Consider the following 12,556-nt stretch of genomic DNA (forward strand, 5'->3'; position numbering starts at 1 on the left):
GCTATTTTGGGTTTCACTCGTTTCCGTTTACGAGGGCTTCCAAAAGTAGCGACCGAAGCCAACCTCTATTTCATGGCCAATAATATGCGAAAACTGGCACGCCTCGCGTGCCTAAATGGAAAAAATACGTATCCAAAATCTGCATTTAGATTTTGGATACGTATTTTTCTAGGTCAGAGAACCTTTTGTCTCAGACTCGTATTTTTCCATTTAGGTACGCTAGGCGTGCCAGTCTTCACATCCATAAACTTTAAAATCACGCACACCGGTATGCTCACTGCTGAAACTGGGCCTTTCGCTGATTTGGACAAATAAAAAAATCATCTCTAATTCATAGTACAGTATCGATCATTAAAACATACGGTTCAAAATTGGTTAGTTTGCTTTTCTTTCTTTCTTTCTTTTGTTGCTATAATGGAGTAGAAAATAGCATGTCCATCTGGGCACCCAAACACTCTAGCTGCGGTAACAGCTAGGGTGTTTGTTTGAGGTTAGGATTAGGTGCCAAAAAAGGTAGAAGAGAGAGGACATGTATTTAGAAAGATATAAGCGGTATCAAGAAGTGATAGCCGAATTAAAGAATCTAGAAATGTCTTATGGACTTTTTTATGACAAAGGAATTGGGTAAAAATCGATAAACTGATAAAACTAATTAGGGCACAAGGGTACTACCTTTGCCAAAATAAAACTGAAGAAGGAAAATGTGGGCACTGGATAGGCATATGGTTCAATAATATAATCGAGAAAAGGCAACGTATCTTGCAAGTATACGCCACTTTCGCTGTTATTATTGAAATTGCACCTGTTACAAGGTAAAAGGTTACGCGCGGGCAAAGGGGCTCATTGAAATCGCCACACTGTTCTTTTTTACGGATATCTTTTATGTTGCATCAAGAGTAATCTCCAATTTTTTCAAAAAAATCGAAAAATGTTTATATAAGTTATCGAGCTCTAAATATTCAAGAATGGACATATTTTTCTCAATAACTTCACATGCATTTCCTTTTTCTCCAAGCTTAATGCACGCAATAGCATAGTTTAATTTTGAACAAACCATCTCATAGATTAGGGAAAATTTCTTTGCTTCTTTGATAGCTCTCTTAGAAAAATTTTTAGCGGCTTGAAAATTACCATGCTCTAAACAAAGCGTAGATAAGTTTGTATAAATGCACTGTTTGATATGTTGAAATTCTAAAAAAGGTTTGTTAGTTTCTAATCTTTTCAGTGATGTACGTGAAAACAATAAGGCTTCCTCTAATGTCAATGAGTAAATAATGTTATTAAATAATTTAAGCTCATAGAGATACCAGTTCTCCATTTTGAATAAATAATCCTTAATGGGTGACATAAACTCAATTATATCCTGATTAATAGTAAGATCAGTATTATACGCAATTAATGCTCTACAAATTAGCATATAGTGATAATAGGAGATGTTACCCGTTTGTTCATATAAATTATTTGCTTCATCTGCTAAGGAATATAATTGCTCATTATTTTTTAGACTTGCTGCTTGGCTAATCTGAGAGTGAATTTTCCCAGTGAATAGGATTTTTTGATGGTTTTGGATATAGAGAAATTCTTCAAAATTAACATTCAATCTATCAATAAGCAAGAAAAATTTATCATAAGATGGGAAATAGTTATTATTTTCAACTTGCGATAAATGATTCCTAGCCATAATACCTTCTGATAACTGAGCTTGTGTTAGGTTTTTATCTCTACGAATTTTTTTAATTGTTTCGCCAAATTTCATAGTTGTCCCTCCAGTAAATGTATTTGTATAGAAATAGGTAACACAATAACAATTTGTAGCTGTAAACGGTTACTATAAATGTATAGATAGTTTTTATGTATTATTTAAATATTATACTAATTATTAAGAATAATATCAAATGTATATTAAGTTATTGTATTTATGTACATGTGGATGAAGGCAGTAAAAATAATGTTGAGGATAATATTATTGTTGTTAATGTATCAAATCGTGCAGGACTTGTAATGGGCTCAACTTATGTACCAGCAAGGCTTATCATAGCAGCATGTGGGCTAGCTGGTTTGGCAATGAGTAATATGAAACATAGTATTTGGTTTGATTATAATTACTCTATAAGTGTATTATGTGGTAAGGCAGGAAAACAATAGTTGTGATTAGGAGTCTGTAGTTATGAAAAAGATTATAGATGATGTATTTGTAGCCTTTGGGATGGTATTTTTAGTTTTAATAGTGGCATCTTATTTTATCGATATTAGCGATTTTGTGTATAATGGCAGAACGTATATGCTAGTTCTTTTTATAGTTGCTGTCATTGGAAGATACATCAGGTTTAGGCTAAGTGTCAAGGGTGAGAATACATGAATATTTGTAGTTTTAAAGGTACAGAAAGCAAAGCAGAAGATCTTAAATTGACAAGGAACGCCTCTCTTTCAAAATGTTAAGGCTTAATTATTATGTCATTAATAAAAAACGGTGATTACAAGCTTAAAAACTTGCGAATCACCGTTTTTATATAGGTATGGATGAATACTCCTGATGCTAGGTAGCGTTTACCAAAGAATTAATTAAGCATCCATTACAATATCAAATTTCCTTAAAAAATTGGAAAAATGCTCATGTAAGCTATCAAACTCTAAATATTCTAGAATAAGCATATTCTTCTTAATGATTTCATATGAGTTTTTATCTTCGTCAAGTTTAATACAGGCAATGGCATGATTTAACTCCGAACAAATTTTTTCATAGATAAGTCTATAATTTTTCGCAGTATCTACAGCAGTCTTAGCAAAAGATTTTGCAGTTGTGAAATCTTCGTGCTCTAAGCAAAGTGTAGATAAATTTAAGTAAAGATGCTGTTCTGTATGTTGATATTCCATGAAACAACGGAAACTGTGCAATCGCTTAAATGCTTTTCGAGAGAAGAAAACAGCCTCTTCGACATTTAACGAAAAAATAATGTTAGAGAATAATTTTAATTCGTAGATGTACCAAGTGTCCATATCCATCAAATATTTTTTGATAGGTTCGACATAATGAATCATCTCTTTAGTAATTGAGCTACCCTTGTTATATTCAACTACTGCTTTACATACTAAACTATAGTGATAGTAGCATATGTTAGCTGTATCTTTATAAAGTCTATCTGCATCTAAAGAGAGTAGTTTTAGCTGTTCGGAATCATTGAGGCTGGCTGATTCGTATACATTGACTCTAAATTGCTGTTTATCGTGAGGTTGCAAGTTATTTTGAACGAATAAAAATTCCTCAAAAGTAATATTTAATCTGTCTAAAAGCATGAAAACACGATCATAGGATGGAAAATAATTGCTGTTTTCAACTTGAGATAAATGATTTCTGGCTAGTATACCTTCTGATAATTGTGTTTGAGTTAGGTTCTTATCTGTGCGTATTTGTTTGATAGTTTCCCCAAAGTTCATAGTTTTGACCTCCATAAAAAAATTTGATAGATATAAATAACATAAGAACTATTTGACATGCAAAGCTATTAATATAAAAGTATAGATTAGGTATCATCTTAATATTTAACAATTTATAATCATCTATTATACTAAATATTAAGAATAATATCAATTTTATATAATGATTATATAAAATGAAAATCTAAATTTATTACAATGAGAGGTGAATGCAGTGAGATGGGAGCATATTTCCTTGGCCTGTTTCGACTTATTAAATGATTTTTATACTCAGGTATTGCGGACAAGAACTATGTAAAGATGAATTATTGTAAGGCATAAAATCTGGGAGAAAAGAAAGCTAATAAAACACTAAAGGGAGAGTTGTTTATGTCAACGAAAAAGAAGTTAGCTACTGTGGCAATTGCTTCAACTATGTTTTTGGGAACATTAGCACCAATAAGTGCCCAAAATGTTTTTGCAAGTGATCTGGAAGAAAATTTTGTTACTGAAAAGGGGCAAGTTGGGACAGAAATACATTATGAGAACGCTATAGATGGAGAGGAAGTTTTTGAAGAGAGTGGGCCATCAATTACTCCATTTTATGTGCCATACGATGAAACTGTGTATATGCCATCAACTAAAGCTACAGGTACCAAAATTAGTTATACTGCAGAAGTCACTAATAACAGTGCGTCTGCAGATACAGTATCACGCTCAGTATCACGTGAAAAATTTGTTAAAGCCGGAGTTTCGACATCAGCAGAATTTGGTATTTTGACAGCAAAAGTAGGAGTAAAAGCTGAAGGTAGTTTTGGTAAAACATCTAAGGTGACCGTTACTTATGCGTGGTCAATTCCAGCTAGGACCAAAACAACGATTAAATATGGATCAAAAACCTACGCGACAACAGGTTACATGGCTAGATATAGCAGAGGTAATCTTACAAGTAAGACATATGTGAGCTCTAGCTATTCTACAGCCGAGTATTCAAATAAGACTTCAAAAGGATTGTAAGCTTTGAGATATTTAATGATTGGGTTACTTTCAATCTTCTTGGTGTTCACTATTTCGGGATGCAAGTCATCTGATGAAATGAAACCAGATGGGAAAGCACAGCCAAACGATGTAGTGGATATAGAGGATAAGCAATATACTTCTATCGAGGACTATCAAAAAGAAATACCGACAAACATGAAAATGAATAAACCTGTATTTAAGCTAGTGAGTGATAACCTTGAAGTCAGTTTTGAAGTAAAGTATACAGAGGAATTAGACACGAAGCTTCGTAATACAAAGCAACCGTCATACTATAGTGTTATTGAAGCGGAGGGTAATGATAAATTTGATAATCTACTAGATAAGGATAACCCACCAATCTATTCTAATCGCTTAGTTTCTCTGGAAATGGGTAACTTTGGATATAAGTATAAAATAGTGCTTCCACTAAAAGGAAAACCCACAGATACAGAGAAAAAAGAATTATTGAACGGTTCTAATTTCGCCTTAATCTTCATGAATCAGGACAAAGAGACGACAAATGTTTTTCATGTGTTAGATGTTGGAATGGTGTAATAGCTAGTTAAATACAAAGAATTATAACAAGTATATGAAACAATAGATATAAACAAGTATTTATGATTTTAAGTTGTAAAAATATATAGTATTTGAAGTAGAGCCCGTGAGATACTTGAGCACATCACGGGCTCTGCTTCATTTTTCTGGAAGGAAACTGTATAAATTCAATTTGTTATATCGATATTAAACTTCTTCAAAAAGCTCGAAAAATGAGCATGCAAGCTATCAAACTCTAAGTATTCGATAATAAGCATATTTTTCTTTATAACTTCGTATGCGTCTACACTTTCGCCAAGGTTAATACTAGCAATTGCGTGGTTTAACTCAGAGCATATCTTTTCATAAACTAATGTGTAGTTTTTTGCTTTCTCAATCGCTGTCTCAGCAAAATTTTTAGCAACTTGAAAATCGCCATGTTCTAAGCAGAGTGTAGATAAATTCGTATAAATATTTTGCTCAATATGTTGAAATTCTAAAAAATATTGGAAGTTGCCCAGTCGTCTCAAAGATGTACGTGAGAATAATAAGGCCTCTTCTACTGTCAGGGAATAGATAATGTTATTAAATAATTTTAGTTCATATAGATACCAGTTGTCCATTCCAAATAAGTATTCTTTGATTGGTGTAACAAATTCAATCATTTCATCATTAACACTATGGCTGATGCTATAGGATATTAATGCTTTGCAGATTAACATGTAGTGATAGTATGTGATGTTTTCTGTTTTGTCATACAAGTCCTTTGCTGTAATCGCTAAATTTTTAAGTTTTTCGGTATCATTCATGTTGGCAGCTTCACTAATTTCCATTCGTATCTGTTGATTGAAAAGCATCTTTTGATCATTTTGGACGAATAAAAACTCCTCAAAGACAATGTTTAATTTATTAAGGAGTAAGAAAAATTTGTCGTATGAAGGATAGTAGTTATTTGTTTCAATTTGAGAAAGATGTGAACGGGTGAGAATACCGTCAGATAGTTCTTTTTGGGTAAAATTCTTATCTTTTCTAATTTTCTTAATGGTTGCTCCAAAATTCAAGATAGCGCCTCCAAACGTATAGTTTATTTGATGGAAATAAGGAACAGAAACAACAAAATTACATGTCTTAGCTATATTATGATAGTATCACAGATAGATGACAGAGGAGTGAGAGACACTTATATGGAAACTTTGATATGGATAATAGTGGGGTAACAGAAAAATGTGACTTATACAGAATTGAAATGTTTAATTAAAATTCGAGTGATAAATAAGACTTAAACCCATTATATAACATCAACACTTACTTCGGCTAGCACTTAAGTAAAATAAAAATGATATGTTTGGGTCTTATTTGTAAATAAAGAGAAATTCACTAATTTATTGAGATGAATAGGATAGGGTTTCGCGAAGAGGATTCAGGTAAGTTCCTATGTTACATGGTGAACTTACTATGGGTTCTTTTTGATACATATGATACTAAAGGGGAAAGGTGCATATGTGGGGGAGTTTGTTAGGGGCATTGTTGGACTTAGTTGCTACGGCTATTGTTTTAGCTGGACAATTTGTTTGTTGGTTGGTATTATTTATTAAATATCAGATTCGGAGACCACATCAATGTAGGAAATAAGAAGGGATAAAATATTGAAGGGGTGGAGTGCATGTCTAATTTGATGAATTTGTTTACGGGGTCTGTGGTTGCTCACGAAATAAAGATAGAGAATAAGACGAGGCATACGATTTTTGATACTTATTTAGTTAGCGGGAACCAAAGTAAAAAGGGGCACGATTTCAAAATTGGCGAGAAGCGGAGTTTGTATCTTCCGGCATCGAATTCGAATGTGTGTGAATTAAACTTTACGATTAGTGGCGAGGTTTACAGTTTTCCATTGCGTGAAAAAATAGATACGTGGAATCAGGCGCCGATTGTTGTGAATATTGTGACGGATGGGACTGCGAGCTTGGATGTGGAGACTTATCGGGAGCAGTTACAAGGGCCAAATGGCAAGCTGACTTGGAAGGATTCGAAAATTATTTGGGGAACATCGACGTTTTTCTTGATTTTCTTTATTATTTGGATTATGAATGTACTTTAGGAAGCTGAAACAGGATATCGACTGAGAATCGATTACTGCTTCGGCTTTTTTTGTGCGTTTTTTACGACTAAACAATAACAAACGAAAGTAAACGAAAATAAATGATTGACAAAGTTAGTAAATAAAAATATAATGGGGAGGTAATCAAGAAAGCGCTTTATAAAATGAGAAGGAGATGTTCTTATGTGTCAAGAAAGTACAGGTAATGTTGTGTTAGGCAAAGATATCCCTCAGAAAATGAAAGCTATTGTTGCGTATGCGCCAGGGGATTATCGCTTGGAAGAGGTTGCTGTTCCTGAGATTGGGCCTCATGAGATTTTGGTGAAGGTAGAGTCATGTGGGATTTGTGCAGGTGATTTGAAGGCATTTGATGGAGCTCCTAGTTTTTGGGGAGATGAGAAGCAGCCTGCATACATAAAAGCACCGATGATTCCGGGTCATGAATTTATTGGGCACGTCGTTGGTTATGGGGACCAAGTGACGGCATTTGAACTTGGCAATCGCGTTATCTCAGAGCAAATTGTACCGTGTTGGGATTGTCGTTTTTGTAAGCGCGGTCAATATTGGATGTGTGAAAAACACGATTTATACGGTTTCCAGAAGAATGTAAACGGTGGCATGGCGGAATATATGAAATTTACGAAAGAAGCGATTAATTATTTGGTTCCGGAAGATTTGCCGATTGAAAAAGCGATTTTGATAGAGCCTTATGCGTGTTCGTTCCATGCGGTGCAGCGTGCGAATATAAAATTGGGTGATGTGGTCGTGCTTGCTGGAGCGGGAACGCTTGGATTGGGCATGATTGGTGCGATTAAGAAATCTGGTCCACAGAAGTTGATTGTACTTGATTTATTTGAGGATCGTTTGGAGTTGGCGAAGAAATTTGGCGCAGATATGGTGCTTAACCCAGCGAAGGATGATGTTGTAAAGATTATTAAAGATTTGACGGATGGTTACGGTTGCGATATTTATATTGAAGCTACTGGCGCTCAGAAATCAGTGGAGCAAGGTTTGACATTGATTCGTAAATTAGGAACTTTTGTTGAATTTTCGGTGTTTAAGGAGCCAGTAACAGTAGATTGGAGCATAATTAGTGATCGCAAGGAATTGGACGTGTTGGGTTCACATTTGGGACCGTATTGCTATCCGCTTGTGATTGAAGGCATTCAAAATGGCGATTTACCAACAGAAGGCGTCGTAACGCATACATTGCCACTGGAGGATTTTAAGGCTGGTTTTGATTTGGTGAGAAGTGGGGCAGAGTCGCTGAAGGTTGTATTGAATCCGAACTTGTAATCGAAAGGGGAATGTGACATGAAAAGTTTAACAAACAGAATCGGTTTGCCGCCAAAATTAATGATGGGGTACGCGGGACTTGTTGTCTTCATGATGGGTGAGGGCTTAGAGCAGGGCTGGTTATCGCCGTATTTGATCAGCGGCGGGCTTTCGATTCAGCAGTCGGCTTTACTTTTTAGTATCTACGGTATTGCGGCGGCGCTTGCGGCTTGGTTTTCTGGGGTTTTATCGGAAATTTTTGGAGCGCAACGGGTGATGACGGTTGGTGTGATTCTCTTTATTATTGGTTCGGTTTTCTTCATTTCGGTGGGGCTTCCGAGTCATAATTTATACGTCATGTTGCCAACGTATGCGCTTCGTGGCTTCGGTTATCCGCTTTTTGCTTATTCGTTCCTCGTTTGGGTGGCGTATGAGGCGCCTACGGAGAAACTAGGTTCAGCGGTCGGGATTTTCTGGTTTTGCTATAGTGGTGGGCTTAATGTGCTGGGTGCATTGTATTCAAGCATTGCGCTACCTTACTTAGGAGAAATTACAACGTTGTGGAGTGCCCTTGTTTTCGTTGTTATTGGTGCCATAATCGCAATTGTCTTGAATCGTGAAAAAGTGGCGAAAAAGGCATCAGGAGAACGACCATCGCTCGGCTACTTGTTAAAGGGAATTACAATTGCTTTTGAAAAACCGAAAATTGGCATGGGTGGTATTGTTCGGACGATTAATACATCGGCGGCATATGGTTTCACGGTGTTTATGCCTCTATTCTTTATGGAAATTGGTTTTACACGCGGGGAATGGCTGCAAATTTATGCATGTCTTTGGTCGGTGAATATTATTTTTAACTTGCTGTTTGGTGTGATTAGTGACCGATTGGGATGGCGAAATACGGTTATGTGGTTCGGCGGAATGGGTTGCGCGACGTTTACGGTACTGTTTTATTACGTGCCACTTTGGTCTGGTGCGAACTTCTTGTTAACCATGGCTATTGCGGGTTGCTTCGGCGCTTGTTTGGCGGCGTATGTGCCACTTTCAGCGATTATGCCGACGCTTGCTCCTGAAAATAAGGGAGCGGCGATGTCGATTTTGAATTTGGGCGCAGGATTGAGCACGTTTTTAGGACCTGCTGTTGTGGGAATTTTTATTGGAAGTCTTGGTACGGTTGGAGTTATTTGGGTATTCGCGGGACTTTACGTTTTTAGTGCCTTTTTGATGAAATTCGTTACCTTACCGAAAAATCAGGATTTGGTGGTGCCGGCTGGCTCGCTGGATTAAATATATTGGAGTGTTGGAAAATGAAAATTGGAATTGGTGCGGATCATAATGCGTTTGAGATGAAGGAGGCGTTGCGTCATCATATAGAAGCTTCGGGAAATGAAGTCGTTGATTTCGGTTGCTTCTCGGAGGATGAGGTGGATTATCCAGATATCGCGTTTCAAGTCGCGACCGCGATTCAGGCCGGTAATGTGGAACGTGGCATCTTGGTTTGCGGCACAGGGATTGGTATGTCGATTGCGGCAAATAAAGTGCCTGGTATTCGTTCGGCACAGTGCCATGATGTGTATTCTGCAGAGCGCGCTCAATTGAGTAATGATGCGCAAATTATAACGCTTGGCGCAAAGGTAATCGGCGTGGAGTTGGCGAAGAAAATCGTGGATGCCTATCTTGATGTGGCATTTGCGGGCGGGCAGTCAAAACGAAAAATTGATCAAATTTCGAATCAGGAGAGAGCATATTTAGGGAGTGTGGAAGGATGAAGAAGTTAATCAATGACGCGGATTACGTAGTAGAGGAAATGATTGAAGGTTATGTAAAGGCGTTTCCGCAATATGTGAAGCGTTTGGAAAATCCTCGTGCGCTAGTGCGCCAGACGCTGGACGCTGATAAAGTTGGTATTTTAATTGGCGGTGGTTCAGGGCACGAGCCGGCTTTTATGGGTTACGTTGGTGCAGGGATGGCCGATGGTGTAGCAGTGGGCAATATTTTTGCATCGCCGCCGCCGGGTCCGATTGTAGCGGTGACAGAAGCGATAGACCAAGGTAAGGGCGTGGTATACGTTTATGGGAATTACGCTGGGGATATTATGAACTTCGGGATGGCCGCAGAGATGGCCGATTTGGAGCATGATATTGAGGTAGCATCGGTGGTCGTGACTGATGATGTTGCTTCTGCGCCTAAAAATGAAATAGGAAAACGGCGCGGTATCGCTGGGGAATTTTTCGTGACAAAAGTGGCGAGTGTGGCGGCGGCGCTAGGCCATGATTTGGCTGGTGTAACGCGGCTTGCGAACCGTGCGAATGACGTGACGCGGACGATGGGCGTTGGCCTATCACCGTGTTCATTACCGCAAACTGGTAAGCCTAGCTTTACATTGGCAGAAGATGAAATGGAAATCGGATTAGGCCATCACGGTGAGCCTGGGATTGAAAAAGGTAAGCTCGAGACAGCGGACAAAGTGGTGGATCGCCTCGTTTCGGCAATTTTGGAAGATATGCCGATTGAGTCAGGAGAAGAGGTTGCTGTGCTGATTAATGGGTTGGGTTCGACGACGCGGATGGAACTTTTGATTATGTTCCGGCGTGTGGAGCAAATTTTGAGTGAGCAGGGTATTCAGATTTATCGTTCGTTTGTCGGTGATTATAGTACGTCACTTGAGATGGGCGGCAGTTCAGTGACGCTTATAAAACTGGATGCGGAATTAAAGGAATGTATCGATTACCCAGCTGATTGCCCGATGTATGTTCAGAAATAAGGAGGCGTGATGAGTATGTATTATGCGGCGAATTTTCGCGATTTTTTAAATACGGTGACAGAAACAATGGAGCAAGAAAAAGATTATTTATGCGAATTAGATCGAAAACTGGGTGACGGCGATCATGGCGTTACGATGTCCATTGGGTGGCAGGCGATTAAGAAGGAGCTAGCCCAACAACAAGATGAGCTAGATTGTTCAAAATTAGCGATTTTAGCAGGAAAAACTTTTTTGGAAGCGGTTGGATCTTCGGTTGGGCCACTTTACGCGACTGGATTTTTACGTGGGGCAAAGGCGATTAAAGGTAAAGAAGCGCTCAATGACGCCGATTTAACAGCTTTTTGGCTAGCGTTTATGAGTGGTGTAAAAGAACGCGGGCAAGCTGAGGTTGGAGAGAAAACGATGATTGATACGCTAGAACCAGCGCGAATTGCTTTAGAAAACGCATTTGCAGAGTCTGGGAATTTTGAAGAAGCGTTTCGCGTAGCAGTCACAGCGGCAGAAGTTGGTATGATTTCAACGATTGATTTACTGTCCAAACGTGGCCGCTCTAGCAGACTAGGCGATCGCTCACTAGGCAATCAAGATCCAGGCGCGACATCCGCCCACCTCATTTTGACTAATTTTCTCGTGAGCTTACCAGAAAGTGTATTAGACTAATAATTGAAACGAGGAGTGACGAACATGTTCGATAAAAATTTTGCGTTAACAGATAAGGTTGCAGTTGTGACTGGCGGTGCCAGCGGGATTGGGCGGGCAATTGTGGAACTGTTCGCTGAAAAAGGTGCGAAGATTGTACTTGTTGATATTAAAGAAGACGTAGCCGAAATCGCGCAAAAAATCGGCGGTACACGAGCGTTAGGCATCCGAGCTGATATTACAAAAAAAGAAACCGTAGAAAGTGCGATGGCAAGCGTCTTAGAGCATTTTGGAAGCATCGATATCGTGGTGAATTCAGCGGGAGTTGCTCTGCTCGAAAAAGCCGCGGATTTGCCTGAATCTTATTGGGACAAAACGATGGAGCTGAATCTGAAAGCTTCCTTTCTAGTAGCCCAAGCAGCAGGAATTGTGATGATAAAACAGGGCAATGGCGGAAAAATCGTCAATATCGCTTCACAAGCCTCGGTCGTCGCGCTAGATAAACATGTTGCCTACTGCGCGAGTAAAGCGGCAATCGTTTCGATGACGCAAGTTTTGGCAATGGAATGGGCACCTTACAAAATAAATGTGAACGCGATTTCACCAACCGTTATCCTAACCGAACTTGGCAAAAAAGCATGGGCTGGTGAAGTTGGTGAAGCGATGAAAAAACAAATTCCCATCGGCCGTTTTGGCTATCCAGAAGAAGTTGCAGCATCAGCACTTTTCCTAGCCAGCGATGCCGCCAATTTAATCACTGGTGAAAATCTTGTAATGGATGGCGGCTACACGATTCAATAAATAAAGGAGGA

The 12,556-nt window shown here is 38.5% G+C and carries 15 protein-coding genes; 12 read left to right on the forward strand and 3 right to left on the reverse strand.

All coding sequences use genetic code 11. The annotated features are described in order from the left end of the window. Nucleotides 1-315: hypothetical protein (locus R8925_RS10360; RefSeq protein ID WP_430535794.1), on the forward strand; the 315-nt coding region annotated here is incomplete at its 5' end. A 565-nt stretch (nucleotides 316-880) separates the two neighbouring features. Here R8925_RS10360 and R8925_RS10365 read toward each other — a convergent pair. Beyond that, the gene (locus R8925_RS10365) at nucleotides 881-1,756 is read right to left on the reverse strand and encodes a helix-turn-helix domain-containing protein (RefSeq protein WP_430535795.1); all 876 of its coding nucleotides are present in this window, start codon (nucleotides 1,754-1,756) and stop codon (nucleotides 881-883) included. 95 nt (nucleotides 1,757-1,851) lie between these two features. On the opposite strand from R8925_RS10365, the gene R8925_RS10370 reads away from it, so the two are divergent. Together R8925_RS10370 and R8925_RS10375 are read left to right on the forward strand one after the other, a co-directional pair. After that, a complete protein-coding gene (locus tag R8925_RS10370; protein ID WP_430535796.1) occupies nucleotides 1,852-2,145 on the forward strand; it encodes a hypothetical protein in 294 nt (97 codons plus the stop codon). Nucleotides 2,146-2,167: 22 nt separating this feature from the next. Continuing rightward, nucleotides 2,168-2,359, forward strand: coding sequence for a hypothetical protein (locus R8925_RS10375; RefSeq protein WP_430535797.1), 192 nt, complete (start codon nucleotides 2,168-2,170; stop codon nucleotides 2,357-2,359). 203 nt (nucleotides 2,360-2,562) lie between these two features. On the opposite strand, the gene R8925_RS10380 is transcribed toward R8925_RS10375, so the two are convergent. Further along, entirely contained in the window at nucleotides 2,563-3,435 is an 873-nt protein-coding gene (locus tag R8925_RS10380) for a helix-turn-helix domain-containing protein (protein WP_430535798.1), read from the reverse strand. Between the two features lie 369 nt (nucleotides 3,436-3,804). Here R8925_RS10380 and R8925_RS10385 point away from each other — a divergent pair, with 369 nt between their 5' ends. Then, a complete protein-coding gene (locus tag R8925_RS10385) occupies nucleotides 3,805-4,431 on the forward strand; it encodes a hypothetical protein (RefSeq protein WP_430535799.1) in 627 nt (208 codons plus the stop codon). Nucleotides 4,432-4,434: 3 nt separating this feature from the next. Then, the gene (locus R8925_RS10390) at nucleotides 4,435-4,989 is read left to right on the forward strand and encodes a hypothetical protein (protein WP_430535800.1); all 555 of its coding nucleotides are present in this window, start codon (nucleotides 4,435-4,437) and stop codon (nucleotides 4,987-4,989) included. 167 nt (nucleotides 4,990-5,156) lie between these two features. Here R8925_RS10390 and R8925_RS10395 read toward each other — a convergent pair whose 3' ends face one another. Next, complete coding sequence (locus R8925_RS10395) at nucleotides 5,157-6,029, reverse strand: helix-turn-helix domain-containing protein (RefSeq protein WP_430535801.1); 873 nt, start codon at nucleotides 6,027-6,029, stop codon at nucleotides 5,157-5,159. A gap of 602 nt (nucleotides 6,030-6,631) precedes the next feature. Between R8925_RS10395 and R8925_RS10400 the strand changes: the two genes are divergently transcribed. From R8925_RS10400 to R8925_RS10430, 7 genes are all read left to right on the forward strand, one after another. Further along, on the forward strand, nucleotides 6,632-7,066 hold the full coding sequence (locus R8925_RS10400; RefSeq protein ID WP_430535802.1) for a hypothetical protein: 435 nt from the start codon (nucleotides 6,632-6,634) through the stop codon (nucleotides 7,064-7,066). A 183-nt stretch (nucleotides 7,067-7,249) separates the two neighbouring features. Then, nucleotides 7,250-8,362: an MDR/zinc-dependent alcohol dehydrogenase-like family protein gene (locus R8925_RS10405; RefSeq protein WP_430535803.1), complete on the forward strand. Its 1,113-nt coding sequence runs from the start codon at nucleotides 7,250-7,252 to the stop codon at nucleotides 8,360-8,362. A gap of 18 nt (nucleotides 8,363-8,380) precedes the next feature. Beyond that, a complete protein-coding gene (locus tag R8925_RS10410) occupies nucleotides 8,381-9,628 on the forward strand; it encodes an MFS transporter (RefSeq protein WP_430535804.1) in 1,248 nt (415 codons plus the stop codon). 20 nt (nucleotides 9,629-9,648) lie between these two features. Then, entirely contained in the window at nucleotides 9,649-10,110 is a 462-nt protein-coding gene (gene rpiB, locus R8925_RS10415; RefSeq protein WP_430535805.1) for a ribose 5-phosphate isomerase B, read from the forward strand. Then, nucleotides 10,107-11,105, forward strand: coding sequence for a dihydroxyacetone kinase subunit DhaK (locus tag R8925_RS10420; protein WP_430535806.1), 999 nt, complete (start codon nucleotides 10,107-10,109; stop codon nucleotides 11,103-11,105). The genes rpiB and R8925_RS10420 overlap by 4 nt, the downstream gene beginning before the upstream one ends. Before the next feature lie 9 nt (nucleotides 11,106-11,114). After that, on the forward strand, nucleotides 11,115-11,765 hold the full coding sequence (gene dhaL, locus R8925_RS10425; protein WP_430535807.1) for a dihydroxyacetone kinase subunit DhaL: 651 nt from the start codon (nucleotides 11,115-11,117) through the stop codon (nucleotides 11,763-11,765). Between the two features lie 24 nt (nucleotides 11,766-11,789). Further along, nucleotides 11,790-12,545: an SDR family oxidoreductase gene (locus R8925_RS10430; protein WP_430535808.1), complete on the forward strand. Its 756-nt coding sequence runs from the start codon at nucleotides 11,790-11,792 to the stop codon at nucleotides 12,543-12,545. Nucleotides 12,546-12,556: the final 11 nt, after the last annotated feature.

The sequence above is a fragment of the Listeria rocourtiae subsp. hofi genome (assembly GCF_963575615.1).
Taxonomy (GTDB): Bacteria; Bacillota; Bacilli; order Lactobacillales; family Listeriaceae; genus Listeria_A; species Listeria_A hofi.